General features: G+C 74.6%; 19 protein-coding genes. 11 read left to right on the forward strand and 8 right to left on the reverse strand.

Translation table 11 applies throughout. The annotated features are described in order from the left end of the window. The first annotated feature begins 197 nt into the window (after window positions 1-197). On the forward strand, window positions 198-2,363 hold the full coding sequence (locus I601_RS02420) for a S8 family serine peptidase (protein ID WP_068105972.1): 2,166 nt from the start codon (window positions 198-200) through the stop codon (window positions 2,361-2,363). Here I601_RS02420 and I601_RS02425 read toward each other — a convergent pair. Genes I601_RS02425 through I601_RS02440 form a run of 4 tightly spaced genes read right to left on the reverse strand, consistent with a single transcriptional unit; the run spans window position 2,353 to window position 5,919 of the window. Then, complete coding sequence (locus I601_RS02425; protein WP_068105975.1) at window positions 2,353-2,790, reverse strand: SRPBCC family protein; 438 nt, start codon at window positions 2,788-2,790, stop codon at window positions 2,353-2,355. The genes I601_RS02420 and I601_RS02425 overlap by 11 nt on opposite strands. 53 nt (window positions 2,791-2,843) lie before the next feature. Beyond that, on the reverse strand, window positions 2,844-3,953 hold the full coding sequence (locus I601_RS02430; RefSeq protein ID WP_068105978.1) for an RDD family protein: 1,110 nt from the start codon (window positions 3,951-3,953) through the stop codon (window positions 2,844-2,846). Between the two features lie 5 nt (window positions 3,954-3,958). Further along, a complete protein-coding gene (locus I601_RS02435; RefSeq protein ID WP_068105982.1) occupies window positions 3,959-5,104 on the reverse strand; it encodes an FHA domain-containing protein in 1,146 nt (381 codons plus the stop codon). Then, window positions 5,101-5,919 (reverse strand): PP2C family protein-serine/threonine phosphatase, encoded by an 819-nt coding sequence (locus I601_RS02440; RefSeq protein WP_068114200.1) that lies wholly within the window; start codon window positions 5,917-5,919, stop codon window positions 5,101-5,103. The genes I601_RS02435 and I601_RS02440 overlap by 4 nt, the downstream gene beginning before the upstream one ends. 57 nt (window positions 5,920-5,976) lie before the next feature. Here I601_RS02440 and I601_RS02445 point away from each other — a divergent pair, with 57 nt between their 5' ends. The 4 genes from I601_RS02445 to I601_RS02460 all read left to right on the forward strand — a co-directional run bounded on the left by I601_RS02445 (window position 5,977) and on the right by I601_RS02460 (window position 12,301). Beyond that, window positions 5,977-8,259 carry a helicase-associated domain-containing protein gene (locus I601_RS02445; RefSeq protein WP_068105986.1) on the forward strand — a complete coding sequence of 761 codons (2,283 nt, stop codon included), beginning with the start codon at window positions 5,977-5,979 and terminating at the stop codon, window positions 8,257-8,259. A 55-nt stretch (window positions 8,260-8,314) separates the two neighbouring features. Continuing rightward, a complete protein-coding gene (locus tag I601_RS02450) occupies window positions 8,315-9,964 on the forward strand; it encodes a DNA repair helicase XPB (protein ID WP_068105989.1) in 1,650 nt (549 codons plus the stop codon). Window positions 9,965-10,054: 90 nt separating this feature from the next. Then, on the forward strand, window positions 10,055-11,254 hold the full coding sequence (serA, locus tag I601_RS02455) for a phosphoglycerate dehydrogenase (RefSeq protein WP_068105992.1): 1,200 nt from the start codon (window positions 10,055-10,057) through the stop codon (window positions 11,252-11,254). 105 nt (window positions 11,255-11,359) lie between these two features. Then, window positions 11,360-12,301, forward strand: a complete 942-nt coding sequence (locus tag I601_RS02460; RefSeq protein ID WP_084527043.1) for an oxygenase MpaB family protein — start codon at window positions 11,360-11,362, stop codon at window positions 12,299-12,301. Here the strand turns inward: I601_RS02460 and I601_RS02465 are convergent. Continuing rightward, window positions 12,278-12,859: a P-loop NTPase family protein gene (locus I601_RS02465; RefSeq protein ID WP_068105994.1), complete on the reverse strand. Its 582-nt coding sequence runs from the start codon at window positions 12,857-12,859 to the stop codon at window positions 12,278-12,280. The genes I601_RS02460 and I601_RS02465 overlap by 24 nt on opposite strands. A gap of 112 nt (window positions 12,860-12,971) precedes the next feature. On the opposite strand from I601_RS02465, the gene I601_RS02470 reads away from it, so the two are divergent. After that, on the forward strand, window positions 12,972-14,348 hold the full coding sequence (locus tag I601_RS02470; RefSeq protein ID WP_068105998.1) for a carboxypeptidase-like regulatory domain-containing protein: 1,377 nt from the start codon (window positions 12,972-12,974) through the stop codon (window positions 14,346-14,348). Window positions 14,349-14,373: 25 nt separating this feature from the next. Here I601_RS02470 and I601_RS02475 read toward each other — a convergent pair whose 3' ends face one another. Beyond that, on the reverse strand, window positions 14,374-14,748 hold the full coding sequence (locus I601_RS02475) for a nuclear transport factor 2 family protein (protein WP_068106001.1): 375 nt from the start codon (window positions 14,746-14,748) through the stop codon (window positions 14,374-14,376). A gap of 147 nt (window positions 14,749-14,895) precedes the next feature. Here I601_RS02475 and I601_RS02480 point away from each other — a divergent pair, with 147 nt between their 5' ends. Beyond that, a complete protein-coding gene (locus I601_RS02480) occupies window positions 14,896-15,528 on the forward strand; it encodes an HD domain-containing protein (protein ID WP_084527045.1) in 633 nt (210 codons plus the stop codon). Between the two features lie 11 nt (window positions 15,529-15,539). Here the strand turns inward: I601_RS02480 and I601_RS02485 are convergent, their stop codons facing one another. Further along, window positions 15,540-15,809 carry a DUF4031 domain-containing protein gene (locus I601_RS02485; RefSeq protein ID WP_068106004.1) on the reverse strand — a complete coding sequence of 90 codons (270 nt, stop codon included), beginning with the start codon at window positions 15,807-15,809 and terminating at the stop codon, window positions 15,540-15,542. Between the two features lie 57 nt (window positions 15,810-15,866). Between I601_RS02485 and I601_RS02490 the strand changes: the two genes are divergently transcribed. After that, window positions 15,867-16,247, forward strand: coding sequence for a hypothetical protein (locus I601_RS02490; RefSeq protein WP_068106007.1), 381 nt, complete (start codon window positions 15,867-15,869; stop codon window positions 16,245-16,247). On the opposite strand, the gene I601_RS02495 is transcribed toward I601_RS02490, so the two are convergent. Next, window positions 16,213-16,935: a GntR family transcriptional regulator gene (locus tag I601_RS02495; protein WP_237089532.1), complete on the reverse strand. Its 723-nt coding sequence runs from the start codon at window positions 16,933-16,935 to the stop codon at window positions 16,213-16,215. The genes I601_RS02490 and I601_RS02495 overlap by 35 nt on opposite strands. A 118-nt stretch (window positions 16,936-17,053) precedes the next feature. On the opposite strand from I601_RS02495, the gene I601_RS02500 reads away from it, so the two are divergent. The 3 genes from I601_RS02500 (at window position 17,054) to I601_RS02510 (ending at window position 19,542) form a co-directional block, all read left to right on the forward strand. Further along, a complete protein-coding gene (locus I601_RS02500) occupies window positions 17,054-17,680 on the forward strand; it encodes an alpha-ketoglutarate-dependent dioxygenase AlkB (RefSeq protein ID WP_084527047.1) in 627 nt (208 codons plus the stop codon). A gap of 68 nt (window positions 17,681-17,748) precedes the next feature. Next, entirely contained in the window at window positions 17,749-19,185 is a 1,437-nt protein-coding gene (gene gndA, locus I601_RS02505) for an NADP-dependent phosphogluconate dehydrogenase (protein WP_068106010.1), read from the forward strand. A gap of 96 nt (window positions 19,186-19,281) precedes the next feature. Then, the gene (locus I601_RS02510; protein WP_068106013.1) at window positions 19,282-19,542 is read left to right on the forward strand and encodes a hypothetical protein; all 261 of its coding nucleotides are present in this window, start codon (window positions 19,282-19,284) and stop codon (window positions 19,540-19,542) included. The last annotated feature ends 1 nt before the right edge of the window (window position 19,543 follow it).

Below are 19,543 nucleotides of genomic sequence, written 5' to 3' on the forward strand. Positions count from 1 at the left end.
GAGGACACCGGGAGCCGGTCGTCCACAGACTCCGACGTTCGACTGTCGTAGCGGCGTCTCATCCGTCACACTGGTCCTCCCCCACCCCGGGTGACACCCGGGGACTTCGCTGCTCCCCGACACGACGGGACCCGGACACCGTCCGGGCACCGGTCCGAGCAGCAGGCACCACCCCTTCCCCGACCCAGGAGCACGACGTGACCCGCAGCGCCGCCACCCACCGCCGACACGGCGTACGCCGTGCGCTGGCGGCCGGGACGGCGCTCGCGGCCGCGGGAGCGGCTCTCCTGGCAGTGGGCACCCCGACCCAGGCGCTCCCCGGGGCCTCGGTCGCGCGCACCGAGCTCTACCTGGTCACCTTGAGGGGCCCGGGCACCTCGGGCAGCGCCTCCGAGGTCGGCCCGGCGCTGCAGGAGATGCGGATGCGGACCCGGCAGCAGCGGCTGCTGGACTCCGTGGACGCCCCCGACCCCGTCTACCGCTGGACCACGGCGCTCAACGGCGTCGCCGTCGAGCTCACCGCGCAGCAGGCCACCCGTCTCGCGGCGACGCCCGACGTGGCGCTGGTCGAGCCCAGCCGCGTGCGTCCCCTCGCCGCCGCTGACGAGACCACCAGCTCCGGCCTGAGCCCCTCGGCCCGCACCCAGGGCGGGCGGGGCGTGGTCATCGGCTTCGTCGACACCGGCCTCGACCCCGACGGCCCGGTCTTCTCGTCCGTGCCCGGCCTCGGCCCGGCGCCCGCGGACTTCGGCGGGGTCTGCACCGACGCCGACGACTGGGGTCCCGCGACCTGCAACGGCAAGGTCGTGGCCGGCGACTGGTTCGTGGCGGGGTTCGGCGCCGACTCGGTGCGCTCCTCCACCTCCCTCTCCCCTCGTGACGACCGCGGGCACGGCACCGCCATGGCCTCGATCGCCGCCGGCAACTCCGAGGTCAGCGTCCGGGTGGGCGAGCAGAGCCTCGGCCGGTACGCCGGCGTGGCCCCCCAGGCCCGCATCGCCGTCTACAAGGCCTGCTGGAGCGCCCCCGACCCCGCGGACGACGGCTGTGCGACCGCCGACCTGGTGACCGCGATCGACCGCGCCACCAACGACGGCGTCGACGTGCTCAACCTCTCCGTGGGCGGTCCGCCGACCCTCGACACCGTCGAGACCGCGCTGCTCGGCGCCGCCGAGGCCGGCATCGTCGTGGTGGCCGCCGCCGGCAACGGTGGCCCGGACGGCACCGCCGCGCACCCCTCGCCGTGGGTCACGACCGTGGGCGCCAGCAGCGCCACCCAGCGGGAGGGTCGCGTCCGCCTGGGCGCCGACGGCCCGCGCGTCAGCGGCGCGATGCTCGGAGACGCGACCGTCGGCCCGGTCCGCCTCGTGCGGGGGTCCGACGCCGCCTCGACCGGCTCCTCGCGCCAGGACGCGGCCCTGTGCACGCCCGGCAGCCTCGACGCGGCCCTGGTCGCCGACCGCGTCGTGCTGTGCGAGCGCGGCGGGGTGGGTCGCGTCGACAAGTCCGCCGCGGTGCAGCGGGCCGACGGAGCCGGGATGATCCTGGCCAACACCGGGCCGGGCTCGCTCGACGCCGACTTCCACAGCGTCCCGACCGTGCACCTCGCGGCCGCCGACGCCGACGTCGTACGCCGCTGGGCACAGGCGCACCCGGCCGGCAAGGTGCGGCTCCAGCCGCGCGGCGCCCGCTCGGCCCCCCTGGAGGTGCTGCCGTTCTCCGGCAGCGGCGACCCCTCCGCCGCCGTCCTCAAGCCCGACCTGGTGGCCCCGGGTGCAGGCATCGTCGGTGCGGTCCCGGCCGGCGCCTCCGACCGGCGCTGGGACACCCAGAGCGGCACCTCGCCGGCCACGGCCTGGACCAGCGGCACCGCAGCGCGCCTCCTGGCGCGGCGGGACTGGAGCGCTCCGCAGGTCCGCTCGGCCCTGGCCACCACCGCCGACCCCGTGCCCGGTGCCGCTGCGCTGGACGCCGGTGCGGGACGGGTGCGCGGCCAGCGCGCCCTGCGCCCGGGCCTGCTGCACGACGTCGACCTGGGCGACTACCGCGCCTGGCTCAACGGGGACCTGCGCGCCTCCGAGCCGCTCAACACCGCGTCGGTGCTGCTCAGCGGCGGCCGGTCGACGACCACTCGCACGGTGACCAACGCAGGCAGCCGCGCCCGCTACTTCTCGTCCTCGGTCGGCGGGTTCACCGCCCACGACGTGAGCGTGACGCCGGCGGCGCTGCGGCTCGGCCCGGGCGAGTCGGCGACCTACACGGTGCGGGTCCGCGGCGGCACCCGCACCAGTGACGACGGCTTCGTGCTGTGGCGCGGCAGCCACGGCACCCGGACCCGGGTGCCGGTCCAGCTCAGCCGCTGACGCGCGGGTCCTCCTGCGTCGCGAGCGCCTCCGCCTGCGCGACCAGCAGACTCAGCGCCTCAGGCGCCTGGGCGACGACCATCGGGCCGATGTCGTCCGCTCCCGGTCCCTCGATGCTGGTGACGACGGTCAGCCGGGCGCCGTGCTCGGTCGCCTCGACCAGGTGGTCGATGCGGATGAGCAGCTCCCCGAGACGCAGCTCGTCGCAGTAGCGCGCGTCGGGACTGACGGCGACCAGGGTGAAGTCGGCCTCGATGCCGCCGGCCAGCACCATCGTCCCGGTGGTGCCCAGCCGGAACGGACCGTCGAGGACCACCCGGTCGACCGCGGGGTCCCAGGTGGCCCAGGTGGTGATGTCGGACCACAGGGTCCACACGTGCGCCGGAGAAGCACTCGTCGTGGCCGTCTCGGTGTGCTCGAACTCCATGACGGGCGAACCTAGGCCACATCTTGCTTTCTGACCAGAGCCCTCGGAGGGGCTCAGCCCTGGCGCACCACCCGCAGGCTCCGGTCCCCCAGGCGCAGGGTGTCGCCGTCGAGCAGCGTCAGCGGGGTGCCGGCTGCGAGGTCGCGGGGGACCCCCGAGCGGATGACGACCGAGCCGTTGGTCGAGCCACGGTCGAGCACCACCAGCGCCCCGTCGGGGGCGACCTGGAGCTGGGCGTGGGTCTTGGAGACCGACATGTCCTGCGAGCGCAGCGGGACCAGGTGCCGCACCTCCTCGCCGGCCCGGCCCACCGGGCCGCGGCCCAGGAGCACCAGGCCGTCGACGACGAGCTGCTCGCCGGAGTCGAGGTGGACCACCCAGCCACCGGCCGGGGCCTCGACCGGTCGCGCAGGCCTCACCGGCGCAGGACTGACCGGCGGAGTGCTCGGGGGCGGGCTGCTCGGCGGCGGGGTGCTCGGGGGCGGCGTGCGGGGCGGCGAGGTGCCAGGCGGCGGCGCGCTCGGCGGCGGCCCGCTGGGGCGAGGAGGCGTCGGGGGCGGCGGCGAGGTGGGCGCGGGGGTCGCGGAGGGGGCCGCACGCGGCGGGGTCGGCGGCGTCGGGACCAGCCGCATCGCGGTCAGGTTCACGATCGCGCGCGGACGCGCCTCGGCCTCGGGACCGGCCTCGGGGACCGGTCGCACGTCGACGACGACGCTCCCGGCCAGGTGGTCGTGCCAGCCACGGCGCTGGCGGTCCCGGTCGGCTGCGCTGGTCCAGGCCAGGGTCGCCGCCCCGAGGAACAGCGTGGGCAGTCCGGCCACGGCGACCACCAGCCCGCGCAGGAGCGCGTACGGCACCCCGACCGGACGACCGGTGCTCGCCGAGACCGCCCGGAGGCCGAGCAGCGCCTTGCCGGGACTGAGTCCGCGCAGGCCGAGCAGCGCCGCGAGCAGGACCTGGACCACGACGAACCAGCCGACCACGAGGAGCAGGCGGGCGACGGTGACGCCGGGGCCCGGCAGCAGCCACCAGCCGAGCCCCGCGGCAGCGGCGTACGCCGTCCAGGCGACGGCGCGGTCGACGACGTGGGCGTAGAAGCGCCGGTCGAGGTCGGCGGTCGGCAGGTCCACCCGGGCGGCGGCGGGTGCGGCGAGGTCGCTCACGGCGTTCAGGGTCGGACGACCTGGATGGTGACGCCGTCACCGAGGTCGATGACCGCCCCGGGGATGAGCTGGACGGCGATGCCGGGCTGCAGCGACTCGGGCGGCAGGCCCGGCTGCACCAGCACCGTGCCGTTGGTCGACCCCAGGTCGGTCACGACGGCGCTGCCGTGGTCGGCCCCCGAGCCGGGGCGGACCTCGAGGTGCGTCGAGGAGATCTCCTGCTGCGGGCTGGGGACCGTCACCAGGCGGGGCTGCTCGGTGGAGGTGAACCGGCGCGCCTCGGGCGCCCGACCCACCAGCACCACCCGGTCCACCTCCACGTCCTCGCCGTGCGAGACCACCAGCCGCGCGACCGGGGTCGCGGTGACGCTGGGGGCCAGCTGCTGGCCCGGGATACCGGGCTGGTGGCGCCGGAACTCGTCCGCACCCCACTCGCCGCCCTTGGTCATGCCGTCGTGGTCGACCTCGTCCGGGGTCCACCCCGGGCTCTCCGGCGCCGGGGTCGACGCCGTGGCCGGGGGCTCGTCGGGCGCCGCCTGCGGAGCGGTGTCCGGCTCGGGCTCGGGCGCCGGCTCAGGCTCGGGCTCGGGCACCGGCTCAGGCTCGGGCTCGGGCTCGGGCTCGGGCACCGGCACCGGCACCGGCGCCGGCTCGGTCGCGGTCGCCGGCACCCCGTGGACCACCCGCGAGGCGCGGACCAGACCCGCGCCGACGTGCAGCCCGGTCTCGTCAGGCTCCCCTGCGTGCGCTCCGGTCGCGGCGTCGTCGCCGCCCCCCGGGGCGGCCAGGTCGAGCGACCACGACGACGCACCGGCCACGAGCCGCTCGTGCCAGGTCGACGCGCTGGTGCCCATGACCGCCACCGACCCCTCGGTCCCCTCGCCGCTCCAGCCCACCGGCCCACGCACCAGCACCCGGGTGGTGCCGTCGTGCTCGCTGACCAGCGCGAAGCCCGTCAGCGTCTGCAGCCCGTCGGCGAGCAGCGCGTCGAGCACCGCGTCGGGGTCGGCGTCGGCGTCGACGAGCTCCCACAGGGCCGCAGCCCGGACCCGCTGCTCGACCGGCAGGGCGAGCACGGCCCGGGCGCCGAGGACGACGTACCACTCACCCGGCAGGTAGCCGCGGGTCGGGACGGCGGGGTCAGGGCTCACGGCAGGGCTCCCAGCTTCTGCTCCATGCTCATGCGCTGGCGCTCGGAGTCGTAGGGGTGGGGGTGGGCCAACCCAACCACATCGACGACCACCACGGTGGCGTTGTCACGACCTCCTGCGGCCAGGGCCGCGGCGATCATCGTGTCGGCGGCATCGCGGGGGTCGGCGGCGTCGGCGAGGATGGCGGCCATCTCCTGGTCGTCGATCATCCCGGAGACCCCGTCGGAGCACAGCACCAGCCGCTCGACCGCCGGGAGCGGCAGCAGGAAGTAGTCGGCCTCCGAGCTCTCCGAGCTGCCCAGGGCTCGGGTGATCACGTGCCGGTCGGGGTGGTGGGCGGCGTCGTCGAGGGTGATCACCCCGGCGTCGACGAGCTCCTGGACGACCGAGTGGTCGACGCTGACCTGGTCGAGGGCGCCGTCGGTGAAGCGGTAGATGCGGGAGTCGCCGAGGTTGGCCAGCAGCCACTTGGGCTGCCCGTCGTCCTCGACGAGCAGGGCCACGACGGCGGTGGTGCCCGCCGAGAACCCGACCTGCCCCGCGGCGCGCTGCTGGGCGCCGAACTCGTCGATGCGTCGCCGGCACGTCTCGAGCGTGGCGGCCACGGCCTGCGCACCCCGGGCGGGGTCGTAGCCGGCGTCGGCGAGGTGGCCGAACTCCTCCACCACGATCGCGCTGGCGACGTCGCCGCCGTCGTGCCCGCCCATGCCGTCGGCCACGACGAAGACGGGGGCGGCGGCGAGGAAGGCGTCCTCGTTGACCTCGCGCACCAGCCCGACGTCGGTGGCGGCGCCGTGGTGCAGCTCGACGCGCATCAGCTGCACCGCGCGCGGGCTGCGGTCCGCGGGTCCGGTAGCGCTAGCGTGGGCGAGATGTCCGCCGAGGGGTTCCGCACGCTCGCCGACCAGCTGCGCAGCTGGCCGGACGTACGCCTGTCCCGCCTGCTGCTGGCCCGTCCCGATCTCGCCACTCCTGCCCCTCACGACTCCGGCCAGCTGGCGTCACGTGCAGCCACCCGGTCCTCGTTGATGCGCGCGCTCGACCAGCTGACCCGGATCGAGCTCTGCGTCCTTGATGCCCTCGTGGTCGCGGGTCAAACCACACGCGCCGAACTCGCCTCGATCGTGCACGCCGAGCCGGCCCGCACCGAGGCCACGCTCGACCACCTCGTCGACCTCGCGCTGGTGTGGGACTCCCCCACCGGGCCGCGGGCGCTGAGCGGGGTGGCCGAGGGGCTGGCCGGCGGTCCGGGCGCCGGTGTGAGCGGGTTGCGGACCCGGTCGAGCGAGCCCCGCTCCCCCGCTGCCGTCGCCCGGGAGCTCGAGCAGCTCTCGGCCCCGGCCCGGGCCCTGCTCGAGCACGTCCTGGACCACGGCGGCGAGGCCACCACCGGCACGTCGCGGCACACCGTCAGCCCCGAGGAGGCCGCCACCCCGGCCGAGGAGCTGCTCGCGCGGCGCCTGCTGGTGCCGCGCGGCGGCGCGTCGGTGGTGCTGCCGGGCGAGGTCGGGCTGGCCCTGCGCGGTGGCCGCACCACCACCGACCGCGTCGACGTCGCCCCCGAGGTGCCCAGCGTCGCCCGCTCCGGCGCGATGGTCGACAAGGTCGCCGCCGGCGCCGCGTTCGAGGCCGTGCGCCGCGTGGAGCTGCTGCTCGACCACTGGGGCACCCGCCCGCCGGTGGCGCTGCGCAGCGGCGGGCTGGGTGTGCGGGACCTGCGCGCCAGCGCGGTGCTGCTGCACGTCGACGAGGCCACCACCGCACTGCTCGTGGAGACCGCCGCGGCGGCGGGCCTGCTGGCCACCGGCCACGGCCCCGACGGTGAGGGCGCCTGGCTGCCCACCGACGAGCTGGACCGCTGGAGCACCCGGTCCCCGGCGGAGCGCTGGTGGGTGCTGGTGCAGGCCTGGTGGGACAGCCCCCGCCTGCCCGCACTGGTCGGCACCCGCGACGCGGCCGGCAAGACCTGGAACGCGTTGGCCCCCGAGCTGTCCGGGGTGCACCAGGTGGAGAGCCGGCACCTGGCCCTGCGCGAGCTCGGCGAGCTGCCCGAGGGACAGGTGCTCGCGTCCGGCACCGGCCTGCCGGGGCTGGCGGCCCGCACCGGGTGGCTGCGCCCGCGCCGCCCGCGCACCCGCGCCGACCAGGTCGCCTGGGCCGTCACCGAGGCCGAGGCGCTCGGCGTCGCCGGGCTGGGCGGGCTGGCGTCGTACGCCCGTGGGCTGGTGACGGGCGCCGTCGATGCCGGTGCCGCCGCCACCGCGGCGCTCGACGCGCTGATGCCGCCGCCGGTCGACCACGTGCTGCTGCAGGCCGACCTGACCGCGGTCGCCCCCGGCCCGCTGGAGTCGACGCTGGCCAAGCGGCTCCAGCTCCTCGCCGACGTCGAGTCGCGCGGCGGGGCGACGGTCTACCGCTTCACCCCCTCCTCGGTGCGGCGCGCGCTCGACACCGGCTGGTCGGCCGTCGAGGTGCACGACTTCATCTCCTCGGTCTCGCGCACCCCGGTGCCGCAGCCGCTCGCCTACCTGGTCGACGACACCGCGCGCACCTTCGGCTCGATCCGGGTCGGGCACGCGGAGGCGTTCCTGCGCGCCGACGACGAGGCCGCCCTGAGCGAGGTGCTGCACCACCCGAAGGCCGCCTCGCTCGGGCTGCGACGCATCGCGCCGACCGTGCTGATCTCCACCACCCCCCTCGACGTCCTGCTGCCGCGGCTGCGCGACCTCGGCGCGGCCCCGGTCGTCGAGGGGCCCGACGGCACCGTCCGGGTCACCCGCCCCGACCAGCTGCGGGCCCGCACCCCCCGAGAGCGACGCCCGGAGGGGCTGCGCGCGGCCCGCGAGAGCGCCTCGGTCTCGGCGGTCGTGACGGCGGTGCGCGCGGGCGACCGTGCCGCCGCGCACCGGCCCACCGGCGCCACCCAGGCCCTGAGCCCCTCCGGTTCGCTGGCGGCGCTGCGCGAGGCGGTCGAGACCGGCGCCACGGTCCTGATCGGGTACGTCGACAACCACGGCACCCGCTCCGAGCGCGTCGTCGACCCGCGCGCCGTCGAGGGCGGCACCCTGACCGCGCACGACCACCGCGCCGACGACCTGCGTACCTTCGCGGTGCACCGGATCAGCTCGGTCAGCCCGGTCGGTCCCGGCTCCTGAGACGGGCCGCCCTCGCCGACCGGGGGATCCCACGCCCCGCCCGTACCCTTGCCCGGTGACAGACGGCCCGCTCATCGTCCAGTCGGACAAGACCCTCCTCCTCGAGATCGACCACGAACGCGCCGCGGACTGCCGCAAGGCGATCGCCCCGTTCGCCGAGCTCGAGCGCTCGCCCGAGCACGTGCACACCTACCGGCTCACCCCGCTCGGGCTGTGGAACGCGCGCGCCGCCGGCCACGACGCCGAGCAGGTCGTCGACACCCTGCTGGAGTACAGCCGCTACGCGGTGCCGCACTCGCTGCTCGTCGACGTCGCCGAGACCATGGCCCGCTACGGACGCCTGCGCCTCGAGAAGCACCCCACCCACGGGCTCACCCTGTCCAGCAGCGACCGCCCGGTCCTCGAGGAGGTGCTGCGCGCCAAGAAGATCAAGGGCATGGTCGGCGAGCGCCTCGACGACGACACCGTCGTGGTGCACGCCAGCGAGCGCGGCAACCTCAAGCAGGCGCTGCTCAAGATCGGTTGGCCCGCCGAGGACTACGCCGGCTACGTCGACGGCGAGGCGCACCCCATCGAGCTCGACGAGGACGGCTGGACGCTGCGCGACTACCAGCGCGACGCGGCCGACTCCTTCTGGAACGGCGGCTCCGGGGTCATCGTGCTGCCCTGCGGCGCCGGCAAGACGATCGTCGGCGCCACGGCCATGGCCCACGCGAAGGCGACCACCCTGATCCTGGTCACCAACACCGTCTCGGCGCGCCAGTGGAAGGACGAGCTGGTCAAGCGCACCTCGCTGACCGAGGACGAGATCGGCGAGTACAGCGGCGCGGTCAAGGAGGTGCGGCCGGTGACCATCGCGACGTACCAGGTCCTGACGATGAAGCGGAAGGGCGTCTACCCGCACCTCGAGCTGCTCGACGCCCGTGACTGGGGCCTGGTGATCTACGACGAGGTCCACCTGCTGCCCGCGCCGATCTTCCGGATGACGGCGAACCTCCAGGCCCGGCGCCGCATCGGGCTGACTGCGACGCTCGTGCGCGAGGACGGCCGCGAGGGCGACGTGTTCTCCCTCATCGGCCCCAAGCGGTACGACGCCCCCTGGAAGGACATCGAGTCCCAGGGCTGGATCGCCCCGGCCGACTGCGTCGAGGTGCGGGTCACGCTGCCCCACGACGAGCGCCTGGTCTACGCCACGGCCGAGCCGGAGGAGCGCTACCGGATCGCCTCGTGCACCCAGCGCAAGACGCAGGTCGTGCGCGAGCTCGTGGAGCGGCACTCCGAGCAGCCCACCCTGGTGATCGGGCAGTACCTCGACCAGCTCGACGAGCTCGGCGCAGCCCTCGACGCCCCGGTCATCAAGGGCGAGACGACGGTGAAGGAGCGCCAGCGGCTCTTCGACGCGTTCCGTTCCGGCGAGGAGCGCCTGCTGGTGGTCTCCAAGGTCGCCAACTTCTCCATCGACCTGCCCGACGCCGAGGTCGCCATCCAGGTCTCCGGGTCCTTCGGGTCGCGCCAGGAGGAGGCGCAGCGCCTGGGCCGGCTGCTGCGCCCGGGGCACGACGGCAAGGTGGCGAGGTTCTACACCGTGGTCTCGCGCGACACCGTCGACGCGGAGTTCGCCCAGAACCGGCAGCGGTTCCTGGCCGAGCAGGGCTACGCCTACCGCATCGTGGACGCCGAGGACATCGCCGACCTGCCGATCTGAGCCGCGTCGGGTCCACCGCGCGTCCACGGGGCATGTCCACGGGGCGTCCCCCTGTTCAGCGGCCGACCCGGCGCTCTCTACGCTGGGCGGGTGAAGGCACTGCTCCTGGAGAACATCCATCCCCTGGCCGTCGAGATACTCGAGGGCCGCGGCTTCGAGGTCGAGCTGCTGACGCACTCGCTCTCGGAGGACGAGCTCGTCGCCGCCCTGCCGGGGGTGAGCCTGCTGGGGATCCGGTCCAACACCAACGTCACGGCACGCGTCCTCGACGCCGCGCCCGACCTGGTCGCGGTCGGCTGCTTCTGCATCGGCACCAACCAGGTCGACCTCGTGGGCGCCGCCGCCCGTGGTGTCGCGGTCTTCAACGCGCCCTTCTCCAACACCCGCAGCGTCGTGGAGCTCGTGATCGGCGAGATCATCGTGCTGGCCCGGCGCCTGGCGGAGAAGACCGAGAAGATGCACGCCGGGGTCTGGGACAAGTCGGCCCAGGGCAGCCACGAGATCCGCGGGCGCACCCTCGGCATCGTCGGCTACGGCAACATCGGCACCCAGCTGTCCAACCTCGCCGAGGCGCTGGGGCTGCGGGTCATCTTCTTCGACACCGCCGACCGGCTCGCCCACGGCAACGCGCGCCGCATGAAGACCCTCGACGACCTGCTGGAGCAGGCCGACGTCGTGTCCCTGCACGTCGACGGCCGGCCCGGCAACGCGGGCCTCTTCGGCGCTGAGCAGTTCGCCAGGATGAAGCCCCGGTCGCTGTTCATCAACGCCGCCCGCGGCATGGTCGTGGACACCGAGTCGTTGCGCGAGCACCTGCTGTCCGGCCACATCGCCGGCGCCGCCATGGACGTCTTCCCCATCGAGCCCAAGGCCCAGGGCGACCCGTTCGAGTCCCCGCTGCGCGGCCTGGACAACGTCATCCTCACCCCGCACGTGGGCGGCTCCACCCAGGAGGCGCAGGAGGAGATCGGCTACTTCGTGGCCACCAAGCTCGCCGACTTCACCCTCGAGGGACGCACGCAGCTCTCGGTCAACCTGCCCACCTCCAGCGCACCCGCGCTGCAGACCGGGCACCGCATCGGCTACCTGCACGACAACGTCCCCGGCGTGCTCGCCGCGGTCAACCAGCTCATCGCCGACGCCGGCGCGAACGTGGTCGGACAGTTCCTCGCCACCACCGGTGAGCTGGGGTACGTCGTCACCGACTCGACCGAGGCGATCCCGCCCGCTGTCGTGGCCGAGCTCGCCGCCTCCGAGCACTGCCGCTGGGTCCGCACCTGGGACGTGTGACGGCCCGGCTGGTCGGTCCGGGCCGGCTCGGCGGGACATCTGGGCCGGGTCAGGGTGATGTCTGGGCCGGGTCGGGGTGAGGGATCGGTACGTAGGCTCGGGAGCATGACCGGCACCGGCACCACCCCCTCCCCGTTGCGGTCCGTCCGCGGGCCTCTGGGGTCGGTCCGCGTGCCTCTGGGCGGGGTGCGCGAGCGGCTCGGGTCCGCCCTGTTCGCCCGGGTGGCCGGACCGGACGGGCCCCGGCAGCGCGACCGCATCCACGGCCGGCCGGGGCCGCGCTGGTTCGCCGCGGACAGCGCGATCGCGCAGGTGCACGGCGACGCGTCGATGTTCGTCGGCGGCATCCGCGCACTGCTGCTGCAGACCCTGCACCCGGCGGCGATGCGCGGGGTGGCCGAGCACAGCGACTACCGCACCGACATGTGGGGCCGGCTGGCGAGCACCAGCACCTACCTCGCGATGACCACGTTCGGGCACGCCGACGACGCCCAGGCGGCGGTCGACGCGGTGCGCCGCATCCACGAGCGCATCCGCGGCACCATGCCCGACGGCACGGCGTACGCCGCCTCCGACCCGCACCTGCTCGGCTGGGTGCACGCCGCCCAGGTCGACTCCTTCCTGCTGGCCCACCAGACCTACGGCGCCCGCCCGCTCGACCAGGCCGGTCGCGACGAGTACGTCGCCCAGGCCGGCCAGGTCGCCGCCCGGCTCGGGGTGCTCGACCCGCCCACCACCGAGGCGGCGCTGCGGGAGGTGCTGGCGCGCTACCAGCCGGAGCTGCGCGGCAGCCCCGAGGCCCGCGAGGCGGTCGGCTACCTGCTGCTGAAGCCGCCGCTGCCGCTGCTGGCCCGGCCGCCCTACCTGGTCCTGGTCGCGGCCGCGGTGGGGCTGATGCCGCGCTGGACGCGGGGTCCGCTGCGCCTGCCGTGGCTGCCGGTCTCCGAGCGGACCGTCGTGCGGGCGCTCGGGTCGCTCGCCACCGGCACGATCCGGTGGGCGATGAGCGCCCAGGGGCCCGCGTCAACGGCCCCCGCCGACGGCTGAGGCCAGCCCCGCCAGCCACCGCTCGACGTCGCGGGCACCGGTCAGGCGCACCACCGGCAGGTCGGGCCGCTCGCGCCGCACCCACGGCACCAGGTCGCGGCGGTACTTGTGGCGGTGCGTCCACTGGTAGCGCACCACGTGCTCGGGATCGGTCAGGACCGCACGCAGCGGTCCCTCGACGTTGCCGTTCCACAGCACCTCGCGGCGCACTCGCCGGCGCACGGTGCGCCGCACCAGCCGCCCCAGCGCGACGACGTACGGCTGGTCGAGCCACACCAGCAGGTCGGCACGGGCCGCCAGCACGGGGCGGGCCGTGCGGTACTGCCACTCGGTGACCCAGGCCGACGAGTCGGCGAGGGCAGCGACGTCGTCGAGGAACTCCGGGCGCGGCACCCACCCGGGGCCGTGGTGCAGCGCGTCGATCTCGGTGTGGGGGACGTCGAGGACGGTCGCCAGCCTGCGCGCCAGGATGGTCTTGCCCACCCCGCTCAGACCGGCGACCAGGACCCGCCGCGGGCGGGCCGGCGGGGCGTCGGAGGGGTCGCAGGGCTCGAGCACCCCGGGAGGATACGCGGATTCTTGAGGGAAGCCTTGTGAGAACTTGAGCCTTGCTCAAGGTCGCGGTGCCACAGTGGTGGCACCACCCTCCCCCCGACCTGAGGACACACCCATGGGGCCCCTGCACCCGCACCGCCGGCAGCGTCCGCTGCTGGCTGCTCTCGTCGCCGCACTCACCGGCGCGATCCTGCTCGGTGCCCCGGCGCCCGCCGCCCTCGCCGCCGACCCGGCGCCGACCCTGCAGCCGGGTCGGGCCGCCGCGGAGCGCGAGGGACGCGTCGCCGCCCGGCAGGCCCCCACGACCGCGGAGCGCACCACGAAGGTGCGCGGCAGCATCAAGGCCGCCGACAAGGGTGTGAAGTACCGCGTGCGGTGGTTCACCAAGGACTGGACCTACATCGACGAGCGCAAGGTCACCGGCGGCATCTACTCGCTGAGCCTGAGGCCCGGCACCTACTACCTGCAGTTCGTCGACCTGCGTCCGGCCTACAACGTCGCGAAGTACGCCCCGACCGACATCAAGGTGAAGGTCGGGAACAGGTCGGTGCAGAAGAACGTGCGGATGAAGCGCGGCGCTGCGATCACCGGCACCGTGCGCGCGGGCGGCAAGGTCGCCGGCGGCGCCGAGGTGGTCGCCGCCAACGCCGCCGAGCAGTCCTACCGGGTCACGGCCAACAAGCGCGGCCAGTTCGCGCTGGGCGGGCTGCCCGCGGGCAGCTACTCGCTGTTCACCTACGACCGCAAGAAGCAGTACGTCGGGCGCTCGACCTACCTGGCGGGCATGCGGCTGGGCCAGGTCCGCAACACCCCCATCACCCTGGGCACCCGGGCCGGGCGGCTGCTCGTGGACCTGCGCACCACGGACGGCACGGTCAAGGAGAAGGTGTTCGTGACGGCCGTCAGCAAGGCGACCGGGCAGTTCTGGACCGTCAAGGCCCGCGGCGGCGAGGCGATCTTCGCGGGGCTCTTCCCCGGGAAGTACCGCATGGTCGCGCCCGGGGTCGGCAGCTACCTGCCCCAGGACGGTGCCATCAAGGGCGCCCGCGTGAAGTCCGGGAAGGACGACCTGGCCAGCAGCTTCACCTGGACCAAGCGCGGGGCGACCATCACCGGCGCCGTCATCGACGAGGAGCACCCGGATGCCCCGATGGAGGACGTGCAGGTCCTGGCGTACGCCGCCTCGGGCGGTCTGCTCGGGTCCGCCACCACCGACGCCGACGGTCTCTTCACGATCACCGGGGCCATCACCACCCAACCCGACGTGACGGTGAAGATCCAGCCGGGCGGCAACAACCCGCCGTACCTGCAGGGGACGTTCTACTGCAAGTACGGCACCGCCAGCCTGCCGGGCGTCTCGGTGCGCACCGGCGAGGACACCGTGGTCGGCATCCTGGCCCTGCCCCAGCTGCCGACCGCCCAGCAGGACAACCGCTCCAACTGCGGCCCTGACGCGACGGCTCCCCGGGCGGTCCCCCGGTCGCCGCGCTGAGCACGGCGTCCGGGGGCCGGCTCGGTCAGGAGATCGTCATGTCCTCGTCGGACCAGAACGCCCGCATGCTGGTGATCCTGGCGTCGTCGTCGAAGCGCATCACGTCGATCGGTCCGAGCGTGAAGGTGCCGCCGTCGGTGATGGTGCGCAGCTCGAAGTGGAAGGCCGCCTCGCTGCCGGCGATGCGGCACTCGACCAGGCGGGACTCCTGCTGGAGGCCCTCGAGCATGCCGTAGAACTCGAGGAGCTCCTCGCGGGTCGTGCGCACCGCGGAGCCGACCGGGTCCTCGAGGGTCGCTCCCTCGGCGAAGAGGTCCACGATCTCGGCGGCGGTGCCGTCGCCGACCAGGGACACGTAGGACTCCACGACCTCGCGGATCCGCTCGTTGCTCGCTGCCACGTCTGCTCCTCGCTGCTCCCCCGTGGGGGAACACGTTCTAGTTTCCGTCGGGAGCGCCGAGAGTAGCGTGCCCGGGCGGTGGCGCGTTGAATGGACGCACCGGCCCCGCCGGACACCTGTCCCCACGTCTCGAGGAACCTGTTCCGCATGCTGCACGACCCCCGGCCCTGGTGGCCGCTGACCGATGCCGACGACCTGCGCGAGGAGCTGGTGGCGGCCTACGCCTCCCCCCAGCGCGGCTACCACGACGTGCAGCACCTCGTGGAGGTGCTGACCCGCCTCGACGAGCTGGGCGAGCACGGCGCGGTGCAGCGCCACCTGCCGGTCGTGCTGGCCGCGTGGTTCCACGACGCGGTCTACGACGGCGAGCGCGACGCCGAGGAACGCTCGGCGGCCTGGGCCGAGGACGCGCTGACCGGGCGCGTCGAGACGTCGCTGGTCGAGGAGGTCGTGCGCCTGGTGCGGCTCACCGAGAGCCACACCCCCGAGGCCGAGGACACCTCCGGCTGCCTGCTCTCCGACGCCGACCTCGCCATCCTGGCCGCACCGCAGGAGCGCTACGAGGAGTACGTCGCCGCGGTGCGCGAGGAGTTCGCGCACCTCGACGACGCGACCTTCTCGCACGGCCGCGCCCAGGTGCTGCTCGGCCTCGCCGAGAAGACCACGCTCTTCCACACCGCCTACGCGCTCGAGCGGTGGGAGGAGCCGGCCCGGGCCAACCTCGAGGCGGAGCTGGTCCGGCTCGGTGCCGGGTCCGTCCCGAGCCGCGAGGTCTCCTGACCCCCGACCGCTCAGCCGGGCGCCGCACCCTTGCGACGGCGCAGGCCGGCACCCAGCAGCCGCGCCACCAGCTCGCGGCTGGTGACCGGCTCGGCCCCGGCCGCGACCATGTCGGCGTACCACTCCGAGGGGACGTCGTAGTGGTCCCGGTCGAAGCCCTTGGCGGGGATGCCCAGCGTGCGCGCGAAGTCGTGCAGCTCCTCGTACGACGCGTCGCTGGCCAGGTGCGACCAGAGCCGTCCGTGCCCGGCCGCGTTCGGCGGGTCGATCAGGATGCCCACGCGGGCCAGCCTACGGGCGACGCCGCGTCCCCTTGTCCGGGCCGGGACAATGGAGACGTGACCGATGCCGAGCTGTTCGATGCCAGGGCCCGGGTGCTGGCCGACCTCCACGCGCGCGGGCACGCGACCCCGGGAGCGGTCTCCGCGCTCGAGGACGCCGTCTCGAGCCGCACCTGGTGGGCCGAGCAGTGGCCCGAGGGGGTCGTCTACGTCGCCGGGCTGGTCGCCCAGGACGTGCAGGACGCGCTGCTCGAGCAGGCCGGGCGCTGGCCGCTGTGCCTGGGCTGCGAGGACGGGCCCGAGCACGCGCTCTACATCCACCCCGACCTGGGCGGACCGGACCCCACCTGGGTGTGCGAGGAGTCCGGGACGCCGGTCGCTGCGCTGGGCGGGCTGGGTGCGCTCAGCAGCCCTGGCCCAGCTGGACCCACAGCGTGAACCGGTCGGCGCGGTAGACGGTGCGCGAGACCTCGACGACCTTCTCGCCCGACACGGCACGGCGCGAGTGGCGCAGCACGACGCTGGACGGCTCGACCTCCAGCAGGCCGGCCTCCTCGGGGGTGGCCTTGTCTGCGGTGATGGAGTCCTCCGCCCAGGTCGGGCGCAGCCCGCGGGCGGCGAGCGAGTCGTAGAGGCTGGTGGGCATCCCGGACTGCAGGAACCCGGGCAGCAGGACCTCGTTGAGGTAGGCGTCCTCGAGACACATCGGCACACCGTCGGCGCGGCGCAGCCGGCGCCAGTGCACGACCGCGTCGCCCTCGGTCAGGGACAGGGCGCGGGCCACGCCGGGGCCGGCCTGCTCGCGGCGCGCCAACAGGGTCTGGGACTCCGCGAGCATCCCGCGGCGCGCCATCTCCTCGGTGAACCCGGTGATCTTGCTGGGGGCTCGACGGGGACGCGCCACGAAGGTGCCGCGCCCGGGGATCCGCTCGAGCAGCCCCTCGACCACCAGGGCGTCCATGGCCTGGCGCACCGTCATCCGGGCCACGCCGAAGCGCTGCACCAGCTCGCGCTCGGACGGCGCGGGCGAACCCGGCGCACTGCCCGTGACCAGCCCACGCACGTACTCGCGCACCTGTACGTGCTTGAGAGCACGTCCGACCGGGGGGGCCATCACGTCGTCCACGCCAGGCAGACTAGACAGGTCCGGAGGCCCCCGTACGCCGTTTGCGGGAAGTGGGCCGGCGTGGGACACGCCGACATGCGTCGAACGTGCGTTCGAGGGACGGGCGTAGAGTGGCGCCATGGACTTCCAGACCACGCTCTTCGAGGCGCCCCCGAGCGGGGTGCCCGGTCTCGTCGACGCCCTGTCCACCACCGAGCGGCACCACCTCGGCGCCGGGGCCTGGGTCGACGTACGACGCTCGTGGCTGCCGCAGGCCGACGACGTGCTGAGCACCCTGGTCGAGCAGGTCCCGTGGCGGGCCGAGCGGCGCCAGATGTACGACCGGCTCGTGGACGTGCCGCGGCTGCTGCACACGTACATGATCGGCGAGGAGCTGCCGCACCCGGTGCTGACCGAGGCCCGTGAGGCGCTCAGCGAGCACTACCTGCCCGAGCTCGGCGAGCCGTTCCGGACGGCGGGCTGCTGCTACTACCGCGACGGGCGCGACTCGGTGGCCTGGCACGGCGACACCATCGGGCGCGGCAGCACGCAGGACACGATGGTCGCGATCGTCTCGGTCGGCGACCCCCGCAGGCTGCACCTGCGCCCGCGCGGCGGCGGCGACGCCCGGGTCTTCGAGACCGGCCACGGCGACCTGCTGGTGATGGGCGGCAGCTGCCAGCGCACCTGGGAGCACGCCGTGCCGAAGGTGGCCCACGCCGGGCCGCGGCTCTCGGTGCAGTTCCGCCCCTTCAACGTCTTCTGAGTCCCAGGCACCGGCGGACCACCCCTTCGGGTGGCCGGTCTCCCGACGGTGCCGGGTTGGGTGAGGTCATGCAGACCTCACCGCGCGCGACCATCGCTCTCACCGGCCTGGCGGTGATGGGGCGCAACCTGGCCCGCAACATCGCCCGGCAGGGACACACCATCGCGGTGCACAACCGCACCACCGCCCGGAAGGACGCACTGCTCGAGGAGTTCGGCCACGAGGGTGACTTCGTGGGCTGCGACAGCCTCGAGGAGCTCGTCGCCGCGGTGCAGCGCCCGCGCACCATCATCGTGATGGTCAAGGCCGGCGAGGGCACCGACGCGGTGATCGACGAGCTGGTCCCCCTGCTCGACGAGGGTGACATCGTCGTCGACGCCGGCAACGCCCACCCCGACCACACCCGGCGCCGGCAGCAGGCGCTGGAGGAGGACGGCCTGCACTTCGTCGGCATGGGCGTCTCCGGCGGCGAGGAGGGGGCGCTCGAGGGCCCCTCCATCATGGTCGGCGGCTCCGAGCACGCCTACACGAACCTCGGTCCCGTCGTCGAGTCGATCGCCGCCCGCGTCGACGGCACCCCCTGCGCCGCCCACGTGGGCCCCGACGCCGCCGGGCACTTCGTGAAGATGGTGCACAACGGCATCGAGTACGCCGACATGCAGCTGATCGCGGAGTCCTTCGACCTGCTGCGCCACCTCGCGGGCCTCGAGCCGGACGCCGCCGCCGCGGTCTTCGCCGAGTGGAACCAGGGCGACCTCGAGAGCTTCCTCATCGAGATGACCGCCGACGTGCTCGCCCACACCGACGCCCAGACCGGTCGGCCGTTCGTCGACGTCGTGGCCGACGCCGCGGAGCAGAAGGGGACGGGCCGGTGGACGGTCCAGAGCGCCCTGGACCTCGGGGTGCCGGTGACGGGCATCGCCGAGGCGACCTTCGCGCGCAGCCTGTCGGGCCACGAGGTGATCCGCGCCGCCGCCCGGGAGGCCTTCGGGAGCGACCAGGCCGCGGGCGAGGTCGACGGTGACCTCGTCGACGACGTCCGCGCCGCGCTCTACGCCGCGAAGGTGGTGGCCTACGCGCAGGGCTTCGACCAGATCGTCGCCGGCAGCCGCGAGCACGGGTGGGACGTCGACCCGGCCGCGGTGGCCACCATCTGGCGCGGCGGGTGCATCATCCGGGCCCGCTTCCTGGACCGCATCCAGGAGGCGTACGCGGCGGACCCGGACCTCACGACCCTGCTGACGGCCCCCTTCTTCGCCGACGTGGTGCGCGAGAGCCTGGACTCCTGGCGGCGCGTCGTCGTCGCGGCCGCCCGCGCCGGCATCCCGGCCCCGGTCCTCGGGGGGTCGCTGGCCTACTTCGACGGGCTGCGGCGCGAGCGGCTGCCGGCGGCGCTGATCCAGGCGCTGCGCGACAACTTCGGCGCGCACACCTACCAGCGGGTGGACGGGCCCGGCACGTTCCACACCGACTGGGCCGGTGACCGCTCGCAGAGCGAGGCCTGACCGGATCGCTCGGAGGGTCTGGCGCGCACCCGCCGCCGGGGGTTCAATGGAGTGTTCCAGGGCGCCGCTCGGGGCGCCTGCCACTGGGAGGACGCCATGAGCAGCCAGGACCCCCGCCCGGACGACACGCACGGACGCCACCGCGACCGGCCGCCCGCCGGACACATCCGCGGCGACCACCCCGTCGGCGCCACCTCGGACCCGTCGATGGGGTTCGGGACCTCCCCCGAGGACCGGCTGCACCTGCCCGAGACCCCGTTGGACTCCGGACGGCGGGCCGGGTCGGGGATGTGGCTGGTGCTGGCCCTGGTCCTGGCCGCCGTGCTGCTCGTCGTCCTGGTGCTCGCGCTCCTCTAGG

This window comes from Nocardioides dokdonensis FR1436, from assembly GCF_001653335.1.
Lineage (GTDB): Bacteria > Actinomycetota > Actinomycetes > Propionibacteriales > Nocardioidaceae > Nocardioides > Nocardioides dokdonensis.